The organism is Kocuria turfanensis (assembly GCF_001580365.1).
Taxonomy (GTDB): Bacteria; Actinomycetota; Actinomycetes; order Actinomycetales; family Micrococcaceae; genus Kocuria; species Kocuria turfanensis.
This window is the reverse complement of sequence record NZ_CP014480.1, coordinates 2180204-2204972: the sequence shown is the minus strand read 5'-3', so window position 1 is coordinate 2204972 and position 24769 is coordinate 2180204. Positions and strand designations below refer to the sequence as shown.

Below are 24769 nucleotides of genomic sequence, written 5' to 3'. Positions count from 1 at the left end.
CGGCCGGACGGGCCGGGACGGCAGGGAAGGCGGTGGCGCTCGCCGGCAAACCGGGCATCGCGTGACCCGCGACGTGTGAGCTGCCTCTCACTACGCCGCTATCGTAGCGATTTTTTGAGACGTTTCAATAGCTCGACATGATTTCCCTCGCGCGGCGTGCCGCGACTTGCCGTTGTCGCGCGCCGACGGTCAAGACTTCGTGTCTTGACGTGATCCACCTCACCGCTTACCGTGATGAAACGATTCATACGCATATCGCGGCCCAGCCGGTCGCGCCCCGCCTCCCGCACGGAAGACGTGAAGGTCATGACTGCATTCGACGACATCGCGCCACAGCTGGCCACCCAGGCCATCGAGCTGCCCTCCTGGGCGTTCGGCAACTCCGGGACCCGGTTCAAGGTGTTTCCCACGCCCGGGACGCCACGCACGGTGGAGGAGAAGATCGCCGACGCCGCCATGGTGCACCGGCTGACCGGGCTCGCTCCGTCCGTGGCGCTGCACATCCCGTGGGACCGGGTCGACGACTACGCGGGCCTGGCCCGCTACGCCGCCGACCAGGGGGTGGCCATCGGGACGATCAACTCCAACACCTTCCAGGACGACGTCTACAAGTTCGGCTCCCTCACCCACACCGACCCCGCGGTACGGCGGAAGGCGATCGAGCACCACCTCGAGTGCCTGGAGGTCATGGACGCCACGGGCTCGCGGGACCTGAAGATCTGGCTGGCCGACGGCACCAACTACGCCGGCCAGCAGGACATGCGGGGCCGCCAGGACCGGCTGGCCGAGTCGCTGGCGGAGATCTACGCCCAGGTCGGGGCGGAGCAGCGGCTGGTGCTGGAGTACAAGTTCTTCGAGCCGGCGTTCTACCACACCGACGTGCCGGACTGGGGCACCGCCTACGCCCAGGTCGCCGCCCTGGGGGAGCGGGCCGTGGTCTGCCTCGACACCGGCCACCACGCCCCCGGCACCAACATCGAGTTCATCGTGATGCAGCTGCTGCGGCTGGGCAAGCTCGGGTCCTTCGACTTCAACTCCCGCAACTACGCCGACGACGACCTCATCGTCGGTGCCGCGGACCCGTTCCAGCTGTTCCGCATCATGGTGGAGGTCGTCCGCGGCTGGGGCCTGGACCCGGCCTCGGGCGTGGCTTTCATGCTCGACCAGTGCCACAACGTCGAGGAGAAGATCCCCGGGCAGATCCGCTCGGTGCTCAACGTCCAGGAGATGACCGCCCGGGCGCTGCTGCTGGACCGGGCCTCGCTGACGGCCGCCCAGGAGGCCGGGGACGTGCTGGGGGCCCACCAGATCCTGATGGACGCCTTCTACACCGACGTCCGGCCCGCCCTGGCCGCCTGGCGGGAGTCGCGTGGACTGCCTGCCAACCCGATGGCCGCCTTCGCCGACTCCGGGTACCAGCAGCGGATCAATGCCGAGCGTGTCGGTGGCACCCAGGCCTCCTGGGCCTCCTGACCCGCTTTCCGCGTCCCTCGCTGCGTGGCGGGAGTCCTGCAACCCGCACGTGGACCACTGGCCGCCTTGGGTTGGCAGGATCCCGGCTCTGCTGGGCCGGCTGACCTGTTCTCCTTCCGCTTTTCTCGACCTCGACCCTGAGAGAGACACCTGATCATGCACACCACCACGCACTCCGTCGTCGAAGCCCTCATCGAACGCTCCAACCGGCTGGGCGCGGATCCGAAGAACACCAACTACGCCGGCGGGAACACCTCTGCCCAGGGCCCCGCCACGGACCCGGTGACCGGCGAGGACGTCGAGCTGCTGTGGGTCAAGGGCTCCGGCGGGGACCTGGGCACGCTCACCGAGCAGGGCCTGGCCACGCTGCGCCTGGACCGCCTGCGGGCCCTGGTGGAGGTCTACCCCGGTGTCGAGCGCGAGGACGAGATGGTCGCCGCCTTCGACTACTGCCTGCACGGCAAGGGCGGGGCCGCCCCGTCCATCGACACGGCCATGCACGGCCTGGTCGACGCCGCCCACGTGGACCACCTGCACCCGGACTCCGGCATCGCGGTCGCCACCGCCGCCGACGGGCAGCGGCTGACCGCCGAGATCTTCGGGGACAGGGTCGTGTGGGTGCCCTGGCGCCGTCCCGGTTTCCAGCTGGGCCTGGACATCGCGGCGGTCAAGGAGGCCCACCCGGAGGCGATCGGCTGCATCCTGGGCGGCCACGGGATCACCGCCTGGGGCGAGACCTCCGAGGAGGCCGAGACGAACTCCCGGTGGATCATCGACACCGCCGAGGCCTACATCGACCAGCACTCCCCGGACGAGCCATTCGGCCCGGTCCTGGACGGCTACGAGGCCTTGCCCGAGGCGGAGCGCCGGGCGAAGGCCGCGGCCCTGGCCCCGGTGATCCGCGGGCTGGCCGGTCACGACCGCCCGCAGGTGGGCCACTTCACCGACGACGCCCGGGTGCTGGAGTTCCTGGCCGCCGCCGAGCACCCCCGCCTGGCCGCCCTTGGGACCTCCTGCCCGGACCACTTCCTGCGCACCAAGGTCAAGCCCCTGGTCCTCGACCTGTCGGCCGACGCCCCGGTTCAGGAGTGCGTGAGCCGGCTGCAGGAGCTGCACGAGGCCTACCGCGCCGACTACCAGGCCTACTACGACCGCCACGCCGGCCCGGACTCGCCGGCCATCCGCGGCGCGGACCCGGCGATCGTGCTCGTGCCCGGGGTGGGGATGTTCTCCTTCGGCAAGGACAAGCAGACCGCGCGGGTGGCCGGGGAGTTCTACCTCAACGCGATCAACGTCATGCGCGGGGCGGAGGGCATCTCCTCCTACGCGCCCATCGACGAGGCCGAGAAGTTCCGCATCGAGTACTGGGCGCTGGAGGAGGCCAAGCTGGCCCGCATGCCGAAGCCCAAGCCGCTGGCCACCCGCATCGCCCTGGTCACCGGCGCCGCCTCGGGCATCGGCAAGGCCATCGCCGCTCGCCTGGCCGCCGAGGGCGCCTGCGTGGTGATCGCCGACCTCGACCTCGAGAAGGCGCGCGCGGCCGCCGCCGAGCTCGGCGGCCCGGACGTGGCCGTGGGCGTGGCCGTGAACGTCGCCGACGAGGCCGCCGTGCAGGCGGCGATCGACGCGGCGGTGCTGGGCTTCGGCGGGCTGGACCTGGTGGTCAACAACGCCGGGCTCTCGCTGTCCAAGCCGCTGCTGGAGACCACCGAGGCCGACTGGGACCTCCAGCACGACGTCATGGCCAAGGGCTCGTTCCTGGTCTCCAAGAACGCCGCCCGGGTGCTCATCGCCCAGGACATGGGCGGGGACATCGTCTACATCTCCTCGAAGAACTCGGTCTTCGCCGGGCCGAACAACATCGCCTACTCCGCCACCAAGGCCGACCAGGCCCACCAGGTCCGGCTGCTGGCCGCCGAGCTGGGCGAGCACCAGATCCGGGTCAACGGGATCAACCCCGACGGGGTGGTCCGCGGCTCGGGGATCTTCGCCGGCGGCTGGGGCGCCAAGCGCGCGGCGGTCTACGGGGTGCCGGAGGAGGAGCTGGGCAAGTTCTACGCCCAGCGCACCCTGCTCAAGCGCGAGGTGCTGCCCGAGCACGTCGCCAACGCGGTGTTCGCCCTCACCGCCGGGGACCTCTCGCACACCACCGGCCTGCACGTGCCCGTCGACGCCGGCGTGGCCGCCGCGTTCCTGCGCTGATGCGCGCTCGGCAGCGGAGGCGACGACCATGACGAGAACCGTGGCGGCGGTGGACCTGGGCGCCACCAGCGGACGGGTGATCCTGGGCGGGATCGAGGACGGGCGGCTCCGGCTGCGCCACCTCGCCCGCTTCCCCAACCAGCCGGTGCGCCTGCACGAGGGCGGGCGGACCGGGCTGCACTGGAACATCACCGAGCTCCACCGGTCCCTGACCGCCGGGCTGGCCCAGGCCCTGCGGCAGGGCGAGCTCGTCGTCTCGATCGGGATCGACTCCTGGGCCGTCGACTACGCCCTGCTGCGGGACGGCCGGATGCTCGGGGCGCCCTACTCCTACCGCGACGAGCGGACCGCCGTCGGGGTGGAGGCCGTGCACGGACGGGTGTCCCCGGAGGAGCTCCACGCCCGCACCGGTCTGCAGCACCTGCCCTTCAACACGGTCTACCAGCTGGCCGTCGACCGGGTCCGCGGCGACCTGGACCTGGCCGACCGGATGCTCCTGGTCCCGGACCTGATCGGCTACTGGCTCACCGGCCGGCAGGTCGCCGAGGCCACCAACGCCTCCACCACCGGGCTGCTCGACGCCCGCACCCGGCAGTGGGACACCGGGTTGATGGACCGGCTCGGCTACCCGCGCGAGCTCTTCGCCCCCGTCGTCACCCCCGGCACCAGGATCGGGGAGCTGCTGCCGGACGTCGCCGCCGAGCTGGGTGCGGCCCCGGGGCTCGCGGTCACCGCCGTGGGCTCCCACGACACCGCCTCGGCCGTGGTCGCAGTCCCGACGACCGACGACGCCGCGGCGTTCATCTCCTCGGGCACGTGGTCGCTGGTCGGGATCGAGCTGGACGCCCCGGTCCTGACCCCGGAGAGCCGTGCCGCCAACTTCACCAACGAGGGGGGACTCGACGGCCGGGTGCGCTTCCTGAAGAACGTCTCGGGGCTGTGGCTGCTCTCCGAGTCGATCCGCACCTGGGACGGCCCCGGCGCCAGCGACGCCCAGCGCAGCAGCGACCTCGCGGCGCTGCTGGCCGAGGCCGCCGCGGTGACCCGGCCCGTGTCCGTCGTCGACGCCACCGACGAGCGCTTCACCGCCCCCGGGGACATGCCCGCCCGGGTCGTGGCCTGGTGCGAGGAGCGGGGCCTGGAGCCCCCGCGCACCCGCGCCGAGGTGGTGCGCTGCATCCTGGAGTCGCTGGCGGCCGCCTACGCCACCACGATCGAGCAGGCCGAGCACCTGTCGGGCAAGCGCATCCGCACGATCCACGTCGTCGGCGGCGGGTCCCAGAACGCCCTGCTGTGCCAGCTCACCGCCGACCGCACCGGCCGCACCGTCGCCGCCGGCCCCGTGGAGGCCACCGCCGTGGGCAACGTCCTGGTCCAGGCCCGCGCCGCGGGCCTGGTGACGGGCGACCTCGAGGCGCTGCGCGGCATCGTGGCCACCACCTTCGAGCCCGTCCGCTACCAGCCGCGGACCGTGACGGACACCGCGCGCTGAGCATCCCGCGCTGTGGGGCCGGCCCCGCCGGACCGGCCCCGCAGCGCGGGTCCCGAGCACTCAGACGCGCGCCGGGACCTGCGGATCGACGGCGGGTTCGACGTCGGGTGCGGCAGCGCGCTCGGCCGCCGCGCCCGCGCGCACGCGCGGGGTGAAGCCCGAGGGCGTCTGCTCGCGGTAGAGGCGGTACAGCTCCAGCCGCTGCGTGTCCGTCTCGGCCTGGGGCCGGGCGGCGGTGAGACCCACGAGCACGTAGGTCAGCCAGCCCAGGGCGCCGGCCAGCAGGGTGGCCCAGCCGTCGAAGGCGCTGGTGACGAGGGTGCTCTCGAGGTGGAAGAGCTCGTTGGGGGCGCCGTAGATCGTGGGCGTCAGCGCGAGGAACACCAGCCGGCTGGTCAGGCCGACGCCCGCCGCGGCCAGGGCGGCGCGGGCGCCGGGCCGCTTCCAGAAGGCGCCCAGGATGAAGGACGCCGACAGGCTCGCCAGCATCAGGTCGAAGGCCAGGGTCAGCAGGATCCCGGTCTGGCTGACCCGCACGGCCAGCAGGATCCCGATGAGCACCACCGGGAGCATGGCCAGCCGCGTCCAGCGCAGCAGCGGGTCGTGGGCGCCGGAGATCTCGGTGCGCCGCACGTTGAAGACGTTGCGCACGGTCACGGCCGAGGTGGCCAGGATCGCGCCGGAGGCCGTGGAGAAGGACGCCGCCACGATGCCGGACAGCACCAGCACCGCAAGCAGTGGAGGCGCGTACTCGCCCAGCAGGGCGTAGAGGATCGGCCCGTCCGCGGCGGAGAGCCCGAGCACGGAGGAGGCGGTGAGGGCCACGAGGGCGAAGATCGTGCCGATCACGGCGGTGGTGCCGGCCGCCAGGAAGCAGGAGCGCTGCGCCACCCGCGGGCTCTTCGCGCCGAAGATCCGCTGCATGAAGTCGATCGCCACGAGGTCGCCGATGCCGAGGGCGACCAGCGTGGCCCAGTTGACCGGGGCGCCGGCCTCCGAGCTGGTGAGCTGCTCCAGGTCGAACGGGCCCATGCCCTCCGGCACCACGATGCCGTAGGTGAGCGCCACCCACACGATGAGCGCCACGGCGGCCACCACGGTGATCACGGTCTGCAGCACCGCGGTGTAGGCGTCGGAGAACAGCCCGCCCGCCAGGGTGTAGCTGAGCACCAGGGCGCTGGCCACCACCACTCCGGCCGCGTAGGGCACGTGCGCGAAGTACTCGAGCAGGAACCCGCAGGCCACGAGGTTGCCGGCCAGCAGGAACGTGAAGGCGAAGATCATGATGAGGGACGCCAGGGTCTCCGTGCGCCGGCCGTAGCGGATCCGGAAGAAGTCCCCGAGGGTGAGCAGCCGCATCCGGTTCATGGGCTTGGCCAGGAAGAGCCCGGCCAGCAGGAGGCACACCGCCAGGCCCAGGGCCAGGGACGCCCCGGCCCAGAAGCCGTAGCCGGAGGTGAGGTCCGTGTTGCCCACGGTGGCGTTCGAGTCCACCGCCGCGGCGGTGAGCGAGACCGCGACCAGCGGCATGCCCAGCTGGCGTCCCGCCACGAGATAGTTGGTGCTGTCCCCGTCGACCTTGCGCGCCACCAGCACGCCGATGACGAGCACCGCCAGGACGGTGGTGCCGACCCCGAGAATGATCATGTGCTTCTCCCCGCCTGGACCCCGCCCGAGCGGAGTTTCTGTCAACTGACAGGTAAAGCATGTCGGCGGGGTGCGGCGCCGGAGTTTCCCTTCCGTAACGGTCGTGTTTAACCGTCCGAGGGCGTCCAGCGGGCCGGTGTGCCCGGCCGTCCGGCGCGGCGGCCCGCAGGGTACCGGCGCCGGGGGCGGTCAGGTACGGGCGGGGTCCAGGAGCCACGCCTCGAGGGCGGCGCCCGTGTCCCGGTACCAGGGCCGGGAGTCCTCGTAACCGGCCCAGCCGTCCGTCATCACGACGACGACGTGCTCCCGACCGTCCAGGGTGAGCAGACCCGCGTCGTGGGAGACGTCCTCGAGCAGCCCGGTCTTGTGCGCGAAGGCCGTGCCCGGCGAGAACCCGGAGGGCAGGGCGTAGTCCAGCTGCTGGTCCTCCAGCAGCTGCCGGAAGAGGGCGGTGGAGGCGGGGGACAGCAGCTCACCGCGGCGCAGATGCTCCAGCAGGGCCGCGACGTCGGCCGGGGTGGTCGTCATGGCCACCCGGTCCGCGTCCCCGGCGTCCGGGTCGAAGGTCGTCGCCGAGAAGCCGTGCCCGTGCGCGAACTCCTCCAGCTCGGCCCAGCCGAGCCACCGGCCCAGGGCGGCGCCCGAGGGGTTGTCCGACCAGCTCATCGTCGCGGCCAGCGCGTGCCCCACGGTCAGCGCGCTGCCCGGCACCGGGTCGTCGAGGGCGAGCTCGCCCCGGTCGACGCGCTCGAGCACGGCGTGGGCGACGAAGAGCTTGTAGAAGCTGGCGCTCGTGAACGGGCGGTCGGCGGCACGGGACGCCAGTTCGTCCCCGTCCGGGCCCAGCAGGACGAGGCCGAACTCGCCGGGCACCCCGACGGCGAGCTGCTCGAGGTCGTCGGCGAGCACGGGCTCCGCCGCGGCCGCCCCGGCGGTCGCCGATGTGCCGGCCCCCGGTTCCGCGGTGCATCCGGTGAGCAGGAGCAGTGCGGTCAGCGCCGCCGCTCCCGTGGTGAGCCCTCGGGGCGGGAGAGGCGTGCTCGGGCGTCGTCGGTCGGACACGGGCGAGCTCCGATCCTGGAGGGCGGAATGACCGCCCTCCAGCCTGCCCCGCCCGTGGCTCCGGTTGCCAGACGCCGTTGTGGGGGCACCGCCGGTGCCGCACAGCGCACCGCCGCCCGCGTGCGAGGCACGCGGGCGGCGGTGGGGATGGGCGCTGAGGCGGTCACACGTCCCGGCGGGACCGGTTCACGATCTTGGAGCGCACGGTCAGCGCCAGCACGACGAACAGCAGGCCGTAGAGCACCAGCGGGATGGGCCCGGTCACGAAGACCGAGTAGTCGCCGTTGGAGGACAGCAGGGCGTCGCGCATGCTGGTCTCGGCCAGCGGCCCCAGGACCATGCCGATCAGCAGCGGGGCCACCGGCACGCCGTGGCGGCGCATGATGAAGCCCAGCAGGCCCAGGCCCAGCAGCAGCAGCAGGTCGAAGATCGCGCCCGAGGTCGCGTAGATGCCCAGGCCGCAGAACACCATGATGCCCGCGTACAGGTACTGGCTGGGGATCAGCAGCAGCTTGGCCCAGTACCGGGCGAAGGGCAGGTTGATGATCAGCAGCACGACCATGGCGATGAAGAAGCTGGCCAGCAGGGCCCAGACGAGCTCGGGAGCGCGGTCGAAGAGCAGCGGGCCCGGCTGCAGGCCGTACTGCTGGAACGCCGCGAGCATGATCGCCGCGGTCGCCGAAACCGGCAGGCCCAGCGCCAGCAGCGCCCCCATGGCGGTGCCGGTGGTGGCGTTGCCGGCGGCCTCCGGGGCGGCCAGGCCGCGGATGGCGCCCTTGCCGAACATCGGGTTCGGGCGGCGGCGGTCGATGCGCCGCTCGAGGTCGTAGGACATGAAGGTCGGGACCTCCGCGCCGCCCACCGGGATGACGCCGAAGGGCAGGCCGATGGCGGTGCCGCGGGCCCAGGCCGGGGCGGCCTCCTTCAGCTCGGCGCGGGACAGGAACGGGCGCCCGCTGAACTTCATCTGGTGGGCCGCGGGGTCGCGCCGGATCCGGGAGGCCACGTGCAGGACCTCGCCCAGGGCCAGCACGGCCACGGAGACGGTGACCAGGGAGATCCCGTCGAACAGGTTCGGGGAGCCGTAGGTGAAGCGCTCCGAGCCGGAGATCGCGTCGATGCCCACCGTGGCGATGCCCAGGCCCAGCACCAGGGACGCCAGGCCCTTGGGCACGGAGTCGGAGACCACCGAGGAGGTCGCGACGAAGGCGAACAGGGCCAGGGCGAAGTACTCGGCCGGGCCGAAGTTCGCGGAGAAGTCGGCGAGCCGGGGCGCCAGGAAGACCACGACCACGGAGGCGACCATGCCGCCGATGAAGGCGCCGATCGCTGCGGTGGCCAGGGCCTGCGGGGCCCGGCCGTCCTTGGCCATCTTGTGGCCCTCGAAGGTGGAGGCGATCGCGGAGCCCTGACCCGGGGTGTTCATCAGGATGGCCATGGTCGAGTCGCCGAACAGGCCGCCGAAGTAGACGCCGGCGAAGAGGATGAACGCCGCGGTGGGGTCCAGCGCGAACGTCATGGGCAGCAGCAGGGCCACGGCCATCGAGGAGCCCAGGCCGGGCAGCACGCCCACCGCGGTGCCGAGCAGACAGCCCACCACGACCCACAGGAGGTTCATCGGCGTCAGCGCGCCGGCGAACCCGTCCATCAACAGGTTGAGTGCGTCCATGTCAGAAACCGCCTCCCAGGAGGCCGGACGGGAGGTTCAGTCCCAGACCGACCGTGAATGCCAGGTAGATCGCGCTGCTCACGAGCAGGGCGAGCGAGATGTCGAAGAGGGGCCGGCGGCTGCCGAAGCCACGGGCCACGGCCCAGAAGAGCAGCGCGGCGGCGAGGATCCAGCCGAGCAGCTCGATGGTGAGCGCGAAGGCCAGGAAGCCGCCCGCGCACCAGAGCACCGCGGACCAGTCCGAGTGGGTCCGCCAGGTGCGCTGCGAGAGCTCCTCCGGGTGCTCGGGGTGGCGCAGGTAGTGGAGCACCAGCAGCGCGGACAGCACGTAGCCGGCGACCACCAGGATCAGCGGGTAGAACGTGGGGCCGGGGAAGTCCGTGCCCTCCGGGATCTCCATGGTCAGGGTGCCGACCAGCAGGTAGGTGCTGAACGCGGCCACCACCGCGGGCACCACGAGGCCGCTGCGCCCGCTCCACCAGGACTTCTGCGTCTCCGGCCCGGCCCACGGGGCCTGCGTGCCGGTCTCGTGCTCTCCCGCCGCGGCGGTGTACGAGGACGTGGGGGTGCTCATCAGGAAATCTCCTCTACCAGCATGGCGATGCGCTCCTGCTCCGAGGCCATGAACTCGTCGAACTCCTCGCCCGCGAGATACACCTCGGTCCACTTGTTGCGCTCGACGGCCTCCTGCCACTCCGGGGTGGCCACGGACTCCTCGAGCAGCGTGCGCAGCTCGGCGAACTCCTCGTCGGTGATCCCCGGCGGGGCGAGCACAGCCCGCCAGTTCGCCAGGTCCACCTCGTAGCCCTGCTCGGTGAGGGTCGGGATCTCGACGCCGTCCAGGCGCTGCGGGGCGGCCATGCCCAGGGCCTTCAGACGACCCGCCTCGATCTGGTCCGCGACGTCCATGTAGCCGGAGGTCGCCGCGTCCGCGGTGCCGGTGATCAGCGCCTGGGTGGCCTCGCCGCCGCCGGACTTGGGGATGTAGGTGGTCTCGGACGGCTCGATGCCGGTCGCGAGCGCGAGCTCGGTCATCACGAGCTGGTCGAAGGTGCCGCCACCGGTCCAGGCCACCTCGGCCGGGTTCGCCCGCCAGGCCCGCACGAGGTCGTCGATCGTCTCGTAGGGCGAGTCGGCGGGGACCACGACGACGTCGTACTCCTCGACCACCCGGGCGATCGGGCGCACGTCGTCGTGCGTCACGGCGGAGTCCAGCTGCGCCACGCCGGCGACCAGTCCGGCGCCGGTGACCATCAGGGTGTTCGCCTGGCCCTCCATGGTGGAGAGCTGGCCCAGGCCGATGGTGCCCGCCGCGCCCGGGATGTTGACCACCTGGGTGTTGTTCACCAGGCTGTTGGCCCGCATCGCCTGCTGCTGCTCCCGCATGAACGTGTCCCAGCCGCCGCCGGCACCGGCCGGGGCGATGAGCGTCAGGTTCGCGCGGATGTCCGAGCCCGCGGTCGCGGACTGGAACGAGAAGAAGGCGGCCAGGCCGATCACTGCGGTGGCCACGATGCCGTAGACGGCCATGACGACCGGGTGCTTGCGGCGGGTGCCGGACCGGGTCTGATCTGGTGGTGAACTCACGGGATCAACTGTCCTTGGTCGAGGAAGAGGAATGCTGGGCTCGGAGTGAGCCGCTGCACAGACCCTAAGTGACCCCCGTCACGTGACCGGCGTTGATCGCGCTTTCGTGCGTACTGATCGTTGTGCAGGTTCTGCGCATTCTGCTCACGCCCGGAGAGATGCGCGTCACAGGTTCGGCCGTAGGGTGGACCTCGCTCTGTCCGTCCACCCCACCCACCACGGAGGCCCCCATGACCGTCGTCGTTGCCCGTACCAGCACCCCCGAGGGCGGGGCCGCGCTCGCGGCCTCGATCGAGGAGGCCCGGCGCCGTCAGGAGGACCTGCTGGTCTTCAACCTCGAGGGCGCCCAGCTCGACCCCGAGGGCAGCGAGCTCGACGGCGTGCCCGTCACCTTCCGCACGCCCGACGCCCGCAACCGGGACGCCGTGGGCGAGCTGCTCGACGCCGCCGAGCAGGTGGACGCCTCCGCCGTGGTGATCGGCGTGAAGCACCGCAGCCCCGTGGGCAAGCTGCTGCTCGGCAGCGCCGCCCAGCAGATCCTGCTCGAGGCCAACGCCCCGGTGATCGCGGTCAAGCCCCGGCGCGACTGAGGGATGCCGGCGTCCTCGGGGCCGCGCTCCGGGGCCTGGCTGTGGTTCCTCGTGGCCGGTGCGCTGCTGACGCAGACCGCACTGAACCTGGTCCGGCCCGTCACCACCTACAAGCTGCTCTCCCTGGACGCCGACTCGGTGACGGTCGGCCTGGTCACGGCCGCCTACGCGGTGCTGCCCCTGGTCACCGCGATGTGGCTGGGGCGGATGACCGACCGGGTGCGGGACCTGCGGACCATGGTGGTCGCCGGCGCCCTGGTCCTGGCCCTCGGGGCCATGGGCCTGGCGGTGGCCCCCACGGTGGCCCTGATCGCCGCGGCGAGCGCCCTGCTGGGGATGGGGCACCTGCTGTTCACCATCGCCGGGCAGTCCGCGGTCGCCCGGTTCTCCCCGGAGGACCAGCTCGACAAGGGCTTCGGCTGGTTCACCGCCGCGTTCTCCGCCGGGCAGCTGCTGGGGCCGCTGCTGGTCGGCCTGCTGCTGGGCACGGGCAGCGACGTCGCCTCCCCCGAGCGGGTCGCCGACATCACCCTGTCGCTGTGGATCGGGGCCGCCCTGTCCCTGCTCGTGGTGCCGCTGATGCTCCTCCGCCTGCGCGCGACGGGCGCGGAGCGCGGCCGTACCCGGGCCGACGACGCCGTGCCCGGTCCCGCCACCGGGGAGCTGGAGGTGGTCCAGGACCCGGTGCCGCGGGCCTCGATGGCGCGGATCCTGCGGGTCCCGGGGATCCCGTCCCACATGCTGGCCTCGCTGGCCCTGCTGGCGATGCTCGACATCCTCACCGCGTTCCTGCCGCTGGTGGGGGAGCGGGCGGGGGTCTCCCCGGCGTGGGTGGGCGTGCTGCTGGCCGTGCGCGGCGGCGCGTCGATCCTCTCCCGCGTGCTGCTGCCGTGGCTCGCCCACCGCATGTCCCGGAGGGCCCTGCTGCTGGTGAGCCTCTACGGCGCGGGGCTGGCGCTGGCCGCGCCGCCCCTGGTGATCACCGTGCCGTGGCCGGCGGCGCTGTGCCTGTTCGTGGGCGGGTTCTGCCTGGGCCTGGGCCAGCCGATCACCATGACACTGGTGTCCACCGCGGTGCCGTCCGCGTGGCGGGGCTCGGCCCTGGCGGTCCGGCTCGTCGGCAACAGGGCCGGGCAGGTGGCCATGCCCCTGCTGGCCGGGCTGGTCGCGGCGCCGCTGGGCCCGGCCGGAGCCATCTGGTCCACGTGCGCGGTGCTGCTGGCCAGCGGGCTGGAGAAGTCGGTGCGGCGGTAGGCCGGCGCACCGGCCCGTCCCGGCGGGCCGCTTCGACAGCCGCGGCACAGGATCGCCACAACGGCGGCACAATCGTGCCTGGTCGGATGGAGGACGAGGGCCCCGAGGGCCCGGGCCGGCGGGCCGCACCCGCCGGTACGTCCGACCGAAGGAACGCACCAGCATGGTCAACGTCCACCACCCCGCCCCCGGGGCGCCGCCGTCAGCAGAGGGCCCGGGGCTGCCCGTGCTCCGGAAGCCCCGGCTCGTGGGGGTGGACGCCGCGCGGGGTCTGGCCCTGGTCGGGATGATGTCGATCCACATCCTGCCCACCTGGAACCCCGAGACCTACGAGCCCACCCTCCAGTGGCAGCTGTTCGCCGGCCGGGCCGCCGCCCTGTTCGCCCTGCTGGCCGGGGTGGGCCTGGGGTTCTCCTCCGGCGGGCGCACGCCCCACCGGGGCCGGACGATGACCGGCGACCGCGTGGGGCTGCTCGTCCGTGCCGTGCTCGTCACCGCGCTCGGGCTGCTCGTCAACCAGGTGATGCCGGAGGACCCGCCCGCCTACGACATCCTGCTGTACTACGGGATGTTCTTCCTGCTGGCCGTCCCCTTCCTGCACCTGCCCGCCCGGACCCTGTTCGTCCTCGCCGGGGTGACCGCCGTGGCCGGACCCGTGCTGATGCAGGCGCTGCGGGGCATGCTGCCCGCGCTGGAGACCTACAACCCCACCCTCACCGGGGTGCTGTCCGACCCTGGGACCGTGCTCTCCCAGGTGCTGCTCACCGGCACCTACCCCGCGGTCCCGTATCTCACCTATCTGCTCGCGGGAATGGGCATCGGCCGGCTCAACCTGCGGTCGCTGCACGTCCAGGCCCGCCTGCTCGGGGCGGGGCTGGTCCTGACCGTGGGGGCGTGGTTGGTCTACTGGGTGCTGATCCTCCGGTCCGGCGGCTACGACCGGCTGATGAGCTCCACCCCCTGGCTGAGCGAGGAGCAGATCGACGAAATCATCGTGTGGGGCCCCGATCCCGTCCTGCCCGACACGTCGTGGTGGTGGCTGCTGATCCCCGGCCCGCACACGAACACCCCGGTGGCCCTCCTTTCCGACCTCGGCTCCGGCGCGGCCGTGCTGGGTGCCCTCCTCCTGCTCGCGCGGGTCGTCGGCGCGTGGCTGCTGCCCCTGAGCGCCATGGGCTCCATGACCCTGACCCTCTACACCGCGCACCTGCTGGCCCTGGCCGCCATGCTGCACTACGAGGTGCCCCTGCTGTGGTTCCTCATCCACGCCGGCGTCGCCGCCCTGTTCGCGGTGGCGTGGCAGCGGGCCTACGGGCGGGGTCCGCTCGAGCGCGTCGTCACCCGGGTGGCCGGCGCCGCGCGTGGCCGCGTCCTGGCCCCCGGGCGCCGGGTCCGCGCCGGGCGGTGAGCCGGGCCCGGGCGGTGGAGGCGGGGTCGGCCGGTCACGGCGGGGCGCCCATCGGCCGTCCCCACCCGGATCCGCCGGCGCCGGGCCGTTCTCGGCGGACAGTGCCGGCCCGGCCGCCGGATCGGCGAGCACGTCGACGACGTCGACCGGCGCCCGCGAGTCAGGCGGTGTGCAGCGGCAGGCGGACGGTGAAGAGGGTGCGGCCGGGGCGGGAGTCGACGGTGACGTCCCCGCCGTGGGCGGTGACCACGGAGCGGACGATGGACAGGCCCAGTCCGGTGCTGCCCTCCCGGGAGGTGCGGGAGGTGTCCAGGCGGCTGAAGCGCTCGAAGAGCTGGTCCTGGAACGCCGCCGGGATGCCCGGGCCCTCGTCGAGCACGCTGGCCTGGGCCCACCCGTCCTCGGTGCTGGTGATCGCGGCGGTGACCGCGGTGCCGGCCGGGGTGTGCTTGCGGGCGTTGGAGAGCAGGTTGGCCAGCACCTGGCCCAGCTGGGCGGCGTCGGCGCGCACCGGCACGGGGCTCTCGGGGACGTCCAGGGACCAGCGGTGGTCGGGGCCGGCGGCGGAGGCGTCGGTGAGGGCCTCGGCCATGAGCTCGGCCAGGTCGGTCTCGCGCAGCTGCGGGGCGCGGCCCTCGTCCAGGCGGGCGAGCAGCAGCAGGTCCTCCACCAGGGCGGTCATCCGCAGGGTCTGCTGCTCGACCCGGGTCAGGGACGCCCGGCCGTGCTCGGTGAGCGGTTCGGTCAGCTGGAGCATGTCGGTGTAGCCGCGCACCGCGGCCAGGGGCGTGCGCAGCTCGTGGGAGGCGTCGGCGACGAACTGGCGCAGCCGGGTCTCGGAGTGCTGGCGGGCGGCCAGGGCGGAGTCGACGTTGTCCAGCAGGGAGTTCAGGGCGTGGCCGACCTCCCCGACCTCGGTGCCGGGCTCGGCCAGGTCCCCCGGCACCTGCTGGTCGGCCAGCGACACCTCCCCGGAGGCCAGGGGCAGGCGGGCGACGCGGGCGGCCGCGGCCGAGACCTGCTCCAGCGGCCGCAGCGACCGACGCACCACCACCGTGCCGGCCACCGCCGTGGTCAGCAGCGCCAGGACGCTGCCGCCGGCCATGGTGGCCACCAGCTCTCCGACGGTCTCGTCCACGGAGGTGGTGGGCAGCCCGACCACGAGCACCCGTTCGGTGTCCTCGCGCGCCCGGGCGACCGACTCCACCCGGTACTCGCCCACCGACAGCTCCACCGTGGTCAGCCGGCCCTGCTCCGTGCCCACGGAGCGGCGGCGGTCCCCGAAGCCGCGCTCGTCCGGGGTCTCGGCCTCGAAGGCGCCCGCCGTCCGCAGGGCCTCGACGTCCTCCTCGGGCAGCGGCTCGGCCTCCCCGGACTCGGCCCGGTAGGAGGCCGTGCTCACCTCGCCCTCCTGCGTGGCCACCACCAGGACGCCCACCGGCTGGCCGGGGGCGTCGAGCGGGTCCCGGGCCTGGGGCCCGTCGGGGCCGGTGAAGGTGATGGCGCGGCCGGTGGCCTGGCGCAGGGACCCGTCGAGCCGCTCGGCGAGGTCCTGGCGGGTCAGCTCGACGATGGTCGCGCCGAGCACGAGCAGCACCACGGCCAGGATCGTGAGGACGCCGGCGATCAGCCGGGTGGCCAGGCGCCGGCGGCGCCGGAGGGCCGGTGCGGTGCGGTGGCCGGCCGCCATCAGGGGGCGGGCTTGATGACGTAGCCGGCCCCGCGCACGGTGTGGATCATCGGGGCGCGGCCGGCGTCGATCCGCTTGCGCAGGTAGGAGATGTAGAGCTCCACGATGTTGGCCTGGCCCGAGAAGTCGTAGTGCCAGACCGCGTCCAGGATCTGCGCCTTGGACAGCACCCGGCGCGGGTTCTCCATCAGGTAGCGCAGCAGCTCGAACTGCGTGGCCGTCAGCTCGATCGGCGCACCGGCCCGGGTGACCTCGCGGCTGTCGATGTTCAGCACGAGGTCGCCCACCACCAGGGTGGCGCTGTCCTGGGCGGCGGCGCCGGAGCGCTGGACCAGCCGGTGCAGCCGGATCAGCACCTCCTCGATGGAGAAGGGCTTGGTCACGTAGTCGTCCCCGCCCGAGGCCAGGCCCTCGATCCGGTCCTCGACGGTGTCCTTGGCCGTGAGGAACAGCACGGGCACCTCCGGGAAGGACTGGCGGATCCTGGACAGGACCTGCAGCCCGTCCAGTCCCGGCAACATCCGGTCCAGCACCAGCACGTCCGGGGCGAACTCCCGGGCCTGGGTCACGGCGTCGTAGCCCTCGTGGGCGATCCTCGCCTCCCAGCCGCACATGCCCACGCCCATGGCCACGAGGTCGGCCAGGGCGGGCTCGTCGTCCACGACCAGGGCGCGGATGGGCGAGCCGTCCGGGTGGGTCAGGCGGGGCAGGACCTCGGTGAGGACGGTGAAGCTGGAGGCGTAGGACATGGCGGGCTCCCGGTTCCGGGCGGACGGCGGTGACAGGACCACTCTGCGCGATCAGGGTAGGCGCAGCTCCTGTGGAAGCTGTGTTCCAGCTGTGTCGTGGTGCGCCCGGTCCCGGCTGCCTCGTCGCGGCGGGCCCGGCGCCGTCCACGGAGACGCCCGCGCCCATGCAGGGCGGAGGGAGCGGGCTCCCCGGGGGCAGGGCGCGGGGCTCAGCCCGCCGAGAGCGACTGCTGCCGGCGCCGCTGGACGGCGTAGGTCAGGATGAGCAGCCCGGCCAGCGCCAGGCCCACGCCCACCCAGGCCGGGGCGCGGTAGCCCCATCCGGCGGAGATCACGGCCCCGCCCAGGAAGGCGCCCATCGCGTTGGCCAGGTTGAACGCGGCGTGGTTCATGGCCGCGGTGAGGGAGGGGGCGTCCTTGGCCTCGCGCAGCAGGCGCACCTGCAGGGAGGTCGTGAAGATCGAGCCCATGATCCCGATCCACAGTGCGCCGATCACGGCCGCCGCCGGGACGTGGACGAACAGCGCGAAGAAGGCCAGGGCGAGCCCCGAGACGGCGCCGGCGCCCAGGGCGGTCCTCTCGATCGAGCGGTCCACCAGCGGACCGGCCAGCAGGGAGCCCACGGTCATGCCCACGCCGAACACGGCCAGCACCCACGGGACGGTGCCGATGTCCAGGCCGGAGAGCTCGGTCAGGGTGGGGGAGATGTAGGTGTAGACCGCGAACATCCCGCCGAAGCCCACGGAGCCGGCCAGCAGCGTCAGGACCACCTGCGGGCGGGCCAGGGCGCGGATCTCCTGGGTCGGGGAGGCCATGCCCTCGTTGCGCGTGCGCGGGACCCAGAGGGCCAGCGCCGCGATGGTCAGGGCGCCCAGCAGCACCACCAGCAGGTAGGCGGAGCGCCAGCCCAGGGCCCCGCCGAGGGCCGCCGCGAACGGCACGCCCACGATGTTGGCGATCGTCAGCCCGAGCATGACCCGGGCCACCGCGGTGCCGCGCCGCTCGCGGGGCACGAGGGAGGAGGCCACCACCGCGGCCACCCCGAAATAGGCCCCGTGCGGCAGCCCGGAGAGGAACCGGGCCACGAACAGCCACTCGAGCGAGGGCGCGGCCGCCGAGAGCCCGTTGCCCACGACGAACGTGAGCATCAGCCCCAGCAGCAGCGTCTTGCGCTCCACCCGGGCGGCGAGCGCCGTGATCAGCGGCGCGCCCACCACCACGCCCAGCGCGTAGAGCGAGATGGACTGGCCCACGGCCGGGATCGAGGCGCCGAGGTCCTCGGCGATGAAGGGCAGCAGGCCCATCGAGGCGAACTCGGTGGTGCCCACGCCGAACCCGCCCATGGCCAGGGCGAAGAGCGCGAGACGGGTGCCGGCGGGGCCGGGGGCGTTGACCACCTGGAGCAGAGCGGTGCGGGGTGCGGACACGGCGGGACCTTCCGGAGGGCGGCGGTTGGGGCGACGAGCGCGTCATCGAGCCCGCGACGGAGTGGCGGAACTCCTGATGCTACGCGTGCGTCCCCGGGGCCTCCCAGGTCTCCCGGTGTGATCTTCGTCAGTCCGCCCGGCGCCGGCGGGTGCTCAGCGGAAGGCCGCGTGCCCGGTCAGGTGCTGGCCCAGGATCAGCGTGTGCACCTCGTCGGTGCCCTCGTAGGTGCGCACGGACTCCAGGTTGTTGGCGTGCCGCAGCGGGGAGTGGTCGAGGGTGACCCCGTTGCCGCCGAGCATCGTCCGGGCCTCCCGGCACACCTCGATCGCCACCCGGCAGTTGTTGAGCTTGCCCACGGAGATCATGTGGTTCTCCAGCCGGCCCTCGTCCTTGAGCCGTCCGATGCGCAGGGCCAGCAGCTGCCCCTTCTGGATCTCCAGGGCCATGTTCACCAGCTTCTGCTGGGAGAGCTGGTAGGCCGCCAGGGGCTTGTCGAACTGGATGCGCTGCTGCGAGTAGGCCAGGGCGGCCTCGAAGCTGTCGCGCGCGGCGCCCAGGGCGCCCCACACGATGCCGTAGCGGGCCTCGTTGAGACAGGAGAACGGGCCCCGCAGCCCGGGGTTCTCCGGCAGGAGCGCATCGGCCGGGAGCCGCACGTCCTGGAGGGTGATGTCGCACTGGATGGAGGCGCGCATCGACAGCTTCGGCTCGATCGGGGTGGCCGTGAACCCGGGGGTGCCGGTGGGCACCAGGAAGCCCCGGACCCGCGCCTTGCCGCTCTCGTCCACGGTCTTGGCCCAGATCACGGCCACGTGGGCGATCGAGGCCAGGCCGATCCAGCGCTTGGCGCCGTTGAGCACCCACTCGTCGCCCTCGCGCACCGCGGTGGTCGCCATCGTGGAGGGGTCGGAGCCGGCGGTGGGCTCGGTGAGCCCGAAGCAGCCGATGATCTCGCCGGCGGCCATGCCGGGCAGCCAGCGCTGCTTCTGCTCCTCGGAGCCGTGCTTGGCGATCGCGGACATCGCGAGCGAGCCCTGCACGGAGACGAACGTGCGCAGCCCGGAGTCCCCGGCCTCGAGCTCCTGCATCGCGATGCCGTACTGCACCGCGGACTTCCCGGCGCACCCGTAGCCCTGGATGTGCATGCCCAGCAGACCCAGCTGCGCCATCTCGGGCACGATCTCCTGCGGGAAGACGGCGTCGGCGTACCACCCGGCGATGTTGGGGCGGATCCGGCGGTCCACGAACTCGCGGACGCTGTCGCGGGTCTCGAGCTCCTCGGGGCCGAGGTCCGCGTCGACGTTGAGCAGATCGGTCGCGGCGGCGGTCATGGGTCCTCCTGGGGAACGGGTGTGGGGCGGGTGCCTCTGTCGAGGATGTCGCAGGTGTGACCCGGACAACACCCGGCCCGCGATATTTCCTTTATGGGTATCACTGGAGCGCACATTAGGTATTTGAGGTTTCACAGTCGGTCGTGCGAATGTGATGTGCACTACATCCCGACGTTCGGAGGACCCCGTGCCGGAGCCGCACCCCACCGCCCTCGAGGCCCCGCCGCAGGTGCGCGTCGAGCGCGCCGGCGCCGTGGCCGTCGTGATCCTGGACGACGAGCGCCGCCGCAACGTGCTCGGCGCCGAGCTGCGCGACCGGCTGCGCGCCGTCCTGGCGGAGCTCGCGGCGGACCCCGCGGTGGGCGCCGTGGTGCTCACCGGCGCGGGCGACTGCTTCAGCGGCGGCGGGGACCTCGCCTCGATGCCCCCGGCCGGCGCCGCGGCGTCGGCCGACCGGATGACGGAGATCGCGGGCCTGGTGCAGCAGCTCGCCGCGCTGGAGAAGCCCGTCGTCGCCGCGGTGAGCGGGCCCGCCGCCGGTGTGGCCGTCGGCCTCGTCTGCCTCTGCGACGTCGTGGTGGCCGGGGAGTCCGCCCGCTTCCTGTTCCCCTTCACCCGCCTCGGGCTGGTCCCCGACGGGGGCCTGGTGCACTCGCTGGGCCAGCGCGTGGGTCCCGGCCGGGCCCGGGCGATCCTGCTCGAGGGCGCGCCGGTGGACGCGCGGGCCGCCCTGGCCGCCGGGCTCGCCGACCGCGTGGTGGCGGATGCCGACGTGCTGGACGCCGCGATCGCCGGCGCCCAGGACCTCGCGCAGCGGGCGCCGCTGGCGGTCGCCACGCTCAAGCGGGGCCTGCGCGAGTCCTCCGGCTCCCTCGGGGACGCCCTCGCCTTCGAGCGGGAGCACCAGCCCGCGCTCTTCGGGACCGCCGACTTCCGGGAGGGCAAGCACGCCTTCCTCGAGCGGCGCGAGCCCTCCTTCTCCGGGCGCTGAGCGCCCCCACCGCACGACGAAAGGCCGTCATGAGGACAACGAGAACACGGTTCGCCGCCCTGGGCGCCATCGCCCTGCTGGGCCTGACCGGGTGCAGCGCCGCCGTCGGAGAGGAGCCGGTGGGCCCCAACGGGCTGCCGCAGCAGCTGGTGTGGTCCACCTACAACGTGGGCACCGGCACGTACAACGACCTCGCCGCGATCGCGAACACGCTCACCAACGAGGAGGGTGTGCAGGTGCGCCTGATGACCGCGGACACCGGCATCGGCCGGCTGGCCCCGCTGGTCAACGGCACCGTGGACTACTCCCGGGCCGGGGACGAGTACTACTACGCCTTCGAGGGCGACTACGAGTACGCCAGCCCGGAGTGGGGCCCCCAGGACCTCCGGATGGTGTGGGCGCCGCTGGGCAACTACGGCCTGCTGGTGCGCGAGGACAGCGGGATCGACTCCTTCGCGGACCTGGAGGGCAAGCGGTTCCCGGAGCTGACCGCCAACACCTCGATCAACAACAAGATGGAGGGCTTCCTCAACTACGGCGGCCTGACCGGGGAGGACGTCCAGAAGGTCCCCGTCTCCTACGGCGAGCAGATCGCCGCTCTGGAGGCCGGGCAGATCGACGCCCTGTACCAGAACGTGGTGGGCTCCAACATCGACGAGCTCGCCTCCAAGCACGACGTGAAGTGGCTGGGCTTCGACGACCCGGACCCGGCCCGCTACGAGACCTGGGACGAGCTCATGCCCATGGTCTCGGTCGGCGAGGTCACCGACGGCGCCGGGATGGAGAAGGGCGAGAGCGCCCGCGTGCTCGAGTACACGATCCCGCTCACGACCCTGGCCTCCCGCGACGCCGACGAGGTCTACCACCTCGTGAAGTCGATGGTGGAGCACTACGAGCGCTACGAGACCACCACCCCGGACACCCACCGGTTCTCCTTCGACGCCGTCCTGAAGGAGCCGCTGGTGGTCCCGTTCCACGAGGGCACCGTCCGCTACTTCGAGGAGCGCGGCGTGTGGACCGAGGAGCTCGAGCGGAAGAACCAGGAGCTCGTCGAGCGCGGCGAGCGGATGCGGGAGGGGTGGCCCGGCGTCGTCGAGTCCTCCTCGGAGGAGACGCTCGCACAGGACTGGGCGGAGTGGAAGAAGACCGAGCTGGACACCGAGCCGACCGAGGGAACCGAGGGGACCGACGATGAGAACTGACACCCGGGTGACGACCCCGTGGCGCGCCGCCGTGATCGTGCTGACCGTCCTGGGCGTGCTGCTGGCCATGAACCAGGTCTTCTTCTGGAACGTGGGCGGGCTGTCCCTGCTCACCAACTCCTACCTCTATCTGATCCTGGCCGCCTTCCTGCCGGTCGTGTTCATCGTCAACCCGCTGCGCAAGGTGCCCCTGGCCGCGAAGGTCGGGGCCGGCCGGGACGACGACGCACCCGTGCCGCAGGAGTCCCCGGTCCGCTGGTACGACGTGCTGCTCATGGTGGTCTCGGCGGCGGTGTGCGTGTACTTCGCGGTCAACGGCACCCGGATCAAGAACTTCGGCTGGGAGTTCATGGCGCCGACCACCGCCACGGTGGCCGCCTTCGTGCTGTGGCTCGTGGTCCTGGAGGCCCTGCGCCGCACCGGCGGGACGGTCGTCACCGTGATCGCCCTGCTCTTCTCGCTCTATCCGCTGGTGGCCGAGAACCTGCCGATCGGGGTGCTGCAGGGCGTGACCTACGACCTGCCCACGCTGGCGCAGGTGCACATCATGGGCGCCGAGGGCGTGCTGGGCCTGCCGATCCAGACCGCGGCGACCATCCTCGTGGGCTTCCTGGTCTTCGGCGTGGCCCTGCAGCACACCGGCGGCGCGGACTTCTTCCACAACCTGTCGATGTCGATCTTCGGCCGCTACCGCGGCGGCTCCGCCAAGGTGTCCGTGGCCAGCAGCGCCGCGATGGGCATGATGAGCGGCAGCGCGGTCTCCAACGTGCTGACCACCGGACCCATGACCATCCCGGCCATGAAGCGTTCCGGGTTCAGCCCCACCTACGCCGGCGGGATCGAGGCCACGGCCTCCTCCGGCGGGTCCATCACCCCGCCGATCATGGGCACCGCGGCCTTCCTGATGGTCTCCTTCGTGGGGGTGCCGTACACGGAGATCCTGGTCGCCGCCACCATCCCCGCCGTCCTGTACTTCCTGGGCATCTACCTGCAGGTCGACGGCTACGCGGCCCGCAAGGGGCTGAAGGGCGTGCCCGTGAGCATGCTGCCCCGGACCCTCGCCACCCTGGTGCAGGGCTGGCCCTACGTCCTGGCGCTGGCCCTGCTCACCGGGATGCTGTTCCTCACCAGCTCCGAGGCGCAGGTGCCCTACTGGGTGATCCTGGTGCTGCTCGTGGTGGCCGTCCTGCGCCCGGGCCAGACGTTCGGCCTGCGGGAGTTCACCGACTTCCTGGTCGACGCCGGCCGGACGCTGGGCAACATCATCGGGATCATCGCCGGCGTGGGCCTGATCGTCGGCGGGCTCACCGCCACCGGCGTGAGCCTGTCCCTGGCCCGCGAGCTGGTCTCGCTGGTCGGCGACAACGTGGTGCTCATCCTCATCGCCGGCGCGGTCACCTGCTTCATCCTCGGGATGGGCATGACCATCTCCGCGGCCTACGTGTTCCTGGCGATCGTCATGGTCCCGGCGGTGATCGACCTCGGGGTGAACCCGCTCGCGGCGCACCTGTTCGTCATCTACTGGGCGTCCGTCTCCTACATCACCCCGCCCGTGGGCCTGGCCGCGTTCGCCGCGGCGGGCCTGGCCAAGGCTCCCGCCATGGCCACCAGCGTGGCCGCCATGAAGCTGGGCGCGGTGAAGTACATCGTCCCGTTCGGCTTCGCCCTCAACCCGGCGCTCGTCGCCCAGGACTCGCCCGGGCGGATCCTGCTGGCCTTCGCCCTGAGCATCGTGGGCGTCTACGCCCTGGCCTCGGCGATCGAGGGCTGGACGGTCGGCTTCGACCGCCGGATGCCCGCGCTGTTCCGGGTCGCCGCGGCCGTCGGCGGGTTCCTGCTCTTCCTGCCCACCCCGCTCACCGCCGTCGTCGGCCTGGCCCTCGTGGCCGGGAGCGTGCTGCTGACCTTCCTCACCGTGAAGGCCGGGGCCACCGACGACGACGCCCCTGCGGCCCGGGCCGATGCGCCCGTGACCGCGAACGCCTGACCGGAAGGACCAGCCATGAGCGAGACCACCACGGACGCGACCACCGGCACGGCCGCGGACACGACCACCGGCACGAACAGCAGCACCGGCACGGACGCCGACACGACCACCGGCGCCGACACGGCCGCGGACACGACCACGGGCACCGGCGCGACCGGCGCGGACACCAGCACCGGCACGGACGCCGCCATCGAGACGGGGACGGGCACCGTCGTCGTCGAGCTGCGGGGCCGCGTCGCCGTCGTCACCGTGACCCGGCCCGAGGTGCGCAACGCCCTGAACGTCGGGGTGCTGGACGGGATCGAGGCCGCCCTCGACGCGTGCGAGCGGCGGGCCGACGTCGACGCGGTCGTCTTCACCGGCGCGGGGGAGAAGTCCTTCGTGGCCGGCGCGGACATCTCCCAGCTGGTCGGCTACACGCTGCAGGACGGGCTGCGGGCCCGGATGCAGCGCCTCTGGGACCGGATCCAGGACCTCGAGCTGCCCACGATCGCCGCCGTCAACGGCGTGGCCCTGGGCGGGGGCAACGAGCTGGCGATGTCCTGCGACATCCGCATCGCCGCCGACCGCGCCCGGTTCGGGCTGCCCGAGGCCGGCCTCGGCATCCTCCCGGGCGCCGGCGGCACCCAGCGGCTCTCCCGGCTCGTGGGCCTGGGCCGGGCCCAGGAGATGATCCTCACCGGCCGGATCATCGACGCCGAGGAGGCCCTGCGGATCGGCCTGGTCACCAGCGTGGTGCCCCCCGAGGAGCTGCTCGACGCCGCGCTCGGCACCGCGGGCACGATCCTGGCCAAGGGGCCGCTGGCCGTGCGCCTGGCCAAGCTCGTGGTGCGCGGCGGCGCCGAGACGGACCAGCGCACCGGGCTGCTGCTGGAGCGCCTGGCCCAGTCCCTGCTCTACGCCGCCGACGAGAAGGCCGAGGGCGCGAGCGCCTTCCTGGAGAAGCGGCCCGCGCACTTCCGCGACGCCTGAGGCACCACCGGCCGGCACCACGGCCGGGCCCACCG

Annotated in this window: 20 protein-coding genes; 10 read left to right on the top strand and 10 right to left on the bottom strand. The window is 72.8% G+C overall.

The annotated features are described in order from the left end of the window. Positions 1 to 98: 98 nt before the first annotated feature. Positions 99 to 308, bottom strand: a complete 210-nt coding sequence (locus AYX06_RS19765; protein WP_147017841.1) for a hypothetical protein — start codon at positions 306 to 308, stop codon at positions 99 to 101. Between AYX06_RS19765 and rhaI the strand changes: the two genes are divergently transcribed. The 3 genes from rhaI (at position 307) to AYX06_RS10180 (ending at position 5167) form a co-directional block, all read left to right on the top strand. Further along, positions 307 to 1473 carry an L-rhamnose isomerase gene (gene rhaI / locus AYX06_RS10190; protein WP_062736996.1) on the top strand — a complete coding sequence of 389 codons (1167 nt, stop codon included), beginning with the start codon at positions 307 to 309 and terminating at the stop codon, positions 1471 to 1473. The genes AYX06_RS19765 and rhaI overlap by 2 nt on opposite strands. 156 nt (positions 1474 to 1629) lie before the next feature. Continuing rightward, positions 1630 to 3675, top strand: a complete 2046-nt coding sequence (locus AYX06_RS10185) for a bifunctional rhamnulose-1-phosphate aldolase/short-chain dehydrogenase (protein ID WP_062735672.1) — start codon at positions 1630 to 1632, stop codon at positions 3673 to 3675. A 28-nt stretch (positions 3676 to 3703) separates the two neighbouring features. Next, positions 3704 to 5167: a rhamnulokinase gene (locus AYX06_RS10180; RefSeq protein WP_062735671.1), complete on the top strand. Its 1464-nt coding sequence runs from the start codon at positions 3704 to 3706 to the stop codon at positions 5165 to 5167. A gap of 60 nt (positions 5168 to 5227) precedes the next feature. Here the strand turns inward: AYX06_RS10180 and AYX06_RS10175 are convergent, their stop codons facing one another. From AYX06_RS10175 to AYX06_RS10155, 5 genes are all read right to left on the bottom strand, one after another. Beyond that, positions 5228 to 6814, bottom strand: a complete 1587-nt coding sequence (locus tag AYX06_RS10175) for a sodium:solute symporter family protein (RefSeq protein WP_084271565.1) — start codon at positions 6812 to 6814, stop codon at positions 5228 to 5230. Between the two features lie 189 nt (positions 6815 to 7003). Continuing rightward, a complete protein-coding gene (locus AYX06_RS10170; protein ID WP_186815687.1) occupies positions 7004 to 7876 on the bottom strand; it encodes a serine hydrolase in 873 nt (290 codons plus the stop codon). A gap of 163 nt (positions 7877 to 8039) precedes the next feature. Further along, complete coding sequence (locus tag AYX06_RS10165) at positions 8040 to 9545, bottom strand: tripartite tricarboxylate transporter permease (RefSeq protein WP_062735669.1); 1506 nt, start codon at positions 9543 to 9545, stop codon at positions 8040 to 8042. Position 9546: 1 nt separating this feature from the next. Further along, positions 9547 to 10119 carry a tripartite tricarboxylate transporter TctB family protein gene (locus AYX06_RS10160; RefSeq protein ID WP_062735668.1) on the bottom strand — a complete coding sequence of 191 codons (573 nt, stop codon included), beginning with the start codon at positions 10117 to 10119 and terminating at the stop codon, positions 9547 to 9549. Continuing rightward, positions 10119 to 11075 carry a tripartite tricarboxylate transporter substrate binding protein gene (locus tag AYX06_RS10155; protein ID WP_062735667.1) on the bottom strand — a complete coding sequence of 319 codons (957 nt, stop codon included), beginning with the start codon at positions 11073 to 11075 and terminating at the stop codon, positions 10119 to 10121. Before AYX06_RS10155 ends, AYX06_RS10160 begins: the two co-directional genes overlap by 1 nt. 287 nt (positions 11076 to 11362) lie before the next feature. On the opposite strand from AYX06_RS10155, the gene AYX06_RS10150 reads away from it, so the two are divergent. The 3 genes from AYX06_RS10150 to AYX06_RS10140 all read left to right on the top strand — a co-directional run bounded on the left by AYX06_RS10150 (position 11363) and on the right by AYX06_RS10140 (position 14384). Next, positions 11363 to 11722, top strand: a complete 360-nt coding sequence (locus AYX06_RS10150) for a universal stress protein (protein ID WP_047802296.1) — start codon at positions 11363 to 11365, stop codon at positions 11720 to 11722. A 3-nt stretch (positions 11723 to 11725) separates the two neighbouring features. Then, positions 11726 to 12976 (top strand): MFS transporter, encoded by a 1251-nt coding sequence (locus AYX06_RS10145; RefSeq protein ID WP_062735666.1) that lies wholly within the window; start codon positions 11726 to 11728, stop codon positions 12974 to 12976. 163 nt (positions 12977 to 13139) lie between these two features. Beyond that, the gene (locus AYX06_RS10140) at positions 13140 to 14384 is read left to right on the top strand and encodes a heparan-alpha-glucosaminide N-acetyltransferase domain-containing protein (protein WP_062735665.1); all 1245 of its coding nucleotides are present in this window, start codon (positions 13140 to 13142) and stop codon (positions 14382 to 14384) included. A gap of 160 nt (positions 14385 to 14544) precedes the next feature. On the opposite strand, the gene AYX06_RS10135 is transcribed toward AYX06_RS10140, so the two are convergent. The 4 genes from AYX06_RS10135 to AYX06_RS10120 all read right to left on the bottom strand — a co-directional run bounded on the left by AYX06_RS10135 (position 14545) and on the right by AYX06_RS10120 (position 19582). Next, positions 14545 to 16074, bottom strand: a complete 1530-nt coding sequence (locus tag AYX06_RS10135) for a sensor histidine kinase (RefSeq protein WP_062735664.1) — start codon at positions 16072 to 16074, stop codon at positions 14545 to 14547. Next, positions 16074 to 16823: a response regulator transcription factor gene (locus tag AYX06_RS10130; protein WP_062735663.1), complete on the bottom strand. Its 750-nt coding sequence runs from the start codon at positions 16821 to 16823 to the stop codon at positions 16074 to 16076. The genes AYX06_RS10135 and AYX06_RS10130 overlap by 1 nt, the downstream gene beginning before the upstream one ends. A 209-nt stretch (positions 16824 to 17032) precedes the next feature. Further along, positions 17033 to 18250 carry an MFS transporter gene (locus AYX06_RS10125; RefSeq protein ID WP_084271563.1) on the bottom strand — a complete coding sequence of 406 codons (1218 nt, stop codon included), beginning with the start codon at positions 18248 to 18250 and terminating at the stop codon, positions 17033 to 17035. A gap of 153 nt (positions 18251 to 18403) precedes the next feature. Then, on the bottom strand, positions 18404 to 19582 hold the full coding sequence (locus AYX06_RS10120) for an acyl-CoA dehydrogenase family protein (protein ID WP_062735662.1): 1179 nt from the start codon (positions 19580 to 19582) through the stop codon (positions 18404 to 18406). Positions 19583 to 19769: 187 nt separating this feature from the next. Here AYX06_RS10120 and AYX06_RS10115 point away from each other — a divergent pair, with 187 nt between their 5' ends. Genes AYX06_RS10115 through AYX06_RS10100 form a run of 4 tightly spaced genes read left to right on the top strand, consistent with a single transcriptional unit; the run spans position 19770 to position 24734 of the window. Beyond that, positions 19770 to 20573 carry an enoyl-CoA hydratase/isomerase family protein gene (locus tag AYX06_RS10115; protein ID WP_062735661.1) on the top strand — a complete coding sequence of 268 codons (804 nt, stop codon included), beginning with the start codon at positions 19770 to 19772 and terminating at the stop codon, positions 20571 to 20573. Between the two features lie 29 nt (positions 20574 to 20602). Beyond that, on the top strand, positions 20603 to 21775 hold the full coding sequence (locus AYX06_RS10110) for a TAXI family TRAP transporter solute-binding subunit (RefSeq protein ID WP_062735660.1): 1173 nt from the start codon (positions 20603 to 20605) through the stop codon (positions 21773 to 21775). Beyond that, positions 21765 to 23762: a TRAP transporter permease gene (locus AYX06_RS10105; RefSeq protein WP_232319285.1), complete on the top strand. Its 1998-nt coding sequence runs from the start codon at positions 21765 to 21767 to the stop codon at positions 23760 to 23762. Before AYX06_RS10110 ends, AYX06_RS10105 begins: the two co-directional genes overlap by 11 nt. 15 nt (positions 23763 to 23777) lie before the next feature. After that, positions 23778 to 24734: an enoyl-CoA hydratase/isomerase family protein gene (locus AYX06_RS10100; RefSeq protein ID WP_084271561.1), complete on the top strand. Its 957-nt coding sequence runs from the start codon at positions 23778 to 23780 to the stop codon at positions 24732 to 24734. Positions 24735 to 24769: the final 35 nt, after the last annotated feature.

What these genes read in the sequence shown, in the direction of transcription:
- rhaI (WP_062736996.1), top strand. Translation starts at nt 307, where the DNA reads ATGACTGCATTCGACGACATCGCGCCACAGCTGGCCACCCAGGCCATC.
- AYX06_RS19765 (WP_147017841.1), bottom strand. Translation starts at nt 308, where the DNA reads ATGACCTTCACGTCTTCCGTGCGGGAGGCGGGGCGCGACCGGCTGGGC.
- AYX06_RS10185 (WP_062735672.1), top strand. Translation starts at nt 1,630, where the DNA reads ATGCACACCACCACGCACTCCGTCGTCGAAGCCCTCATCGAACGCTCC.
- AYX06_RS10180 (WP_062735671.1), top strand. Translation starts at nt 3,704, where the DNA reads ATGACGAGAACCGTGGCGGCGGTGGACCTGGGCGCCACCAGCGGACGG.
- AYX06_RS10175 (WP_084271565.1), bottom strand. Translation starts at nt 6,814, where the DNA reads ATGATCATTCTCGGGGTCGGCACCACCGTCCTGGCGGTGCTCGTCATC.
- AYX06_RS10165 (WP_062735669.1), bottom strand. Translation starts at nt 9,545, where the DNA reads ATGGACGCACTCAACCTGTTGATGGACGGGTTCGCCGGCGCGCTGACG.
- AYX06_RS10160 (WP_062735668.1), bottom strand. Translation starts at nt 10,119, where the DNA reads ATGAGCACCCCCACGTCCTCGTACACCGCCGCGGCGGGAGAGCACGAG.
- AYX06_RS10155 (WP_062735667.1), bottom strand. Translation starts at nt 11,075, where the DNA reads ATGGCCGTCTACGGCATCGTGGCCACCGCAGTGATCGGCCTGGCCGCC.
- AYX06_RS10150 (WP_047802296.1), top strand. Translation starts at nt 11,363, where the DNA reads ATGACCGTCGTCGTTGCCCGTACCAGCACCCCCGAGGGCGGGGCCGCG.
- AYX06_RS10145 (WP_062735666.1), top strand. Translation starts at nt 11,726, where the DNA reads ATGCCGGCGTCCTCGGGGCCGCGCTCCGGGGCCTGGCTGTGGTTCCTC.
- AYX06_RS10140 (WP_062735665.1), top strand. Translation starts at nt 13,140, where the DNA reads ATGGTCAACGTCCACCACCCCGCCCCCGGGGCGCCGCCGTCAGCAGAG.
- AYX06_RS10135 (WP_062735664.1), bottom strand. Translation starts at nt 16,074, where the DNA reads ATGGCGGCCGGCCACCGCACCGCACCGGCCCTCCGGCGCCGCCGGCGC.
- AYX06_RS10130 (WP_062735663.1), bottom strand. Translation starts at nt 16,823, where the DNA reads ATGTCCTACGCCTCCAGCTTCACCGTCCTCACCGAGGTCCTGCCCCGC.
- AYX06_RS10120 (WP_062735662.1), bottom strand. Translation starts at nt 19,582, where the DNA reads ATGACCGCCGCCGCGACCGATCTGCTCAACGTCGACGCGGACCTCGGC.
- AYX06_RS10110 (WP_062735660.1), top strand. Translation starts at nt 20,603, where the DNA reads ATGAGGACAACGAGAACACGGTTCGCCGCCCTGGGCGCCATCGCCCTG.
- AYX06_RS10105 (WP_232319285.1), top strand. Translation starts at nt 21,765, where the DNA reads ATGAGAACTGACACCCGGGTGACGACCCCGTGGCGCGCCGCCGTGATC.
- AYX06_RS10100 (WP_084271561.1), top strand. Translation starts at nt 23,778, where the DNA reads ATGAGCGAGACCACCACGGACGCGACCACCGGCACGGCCGCGGACACG.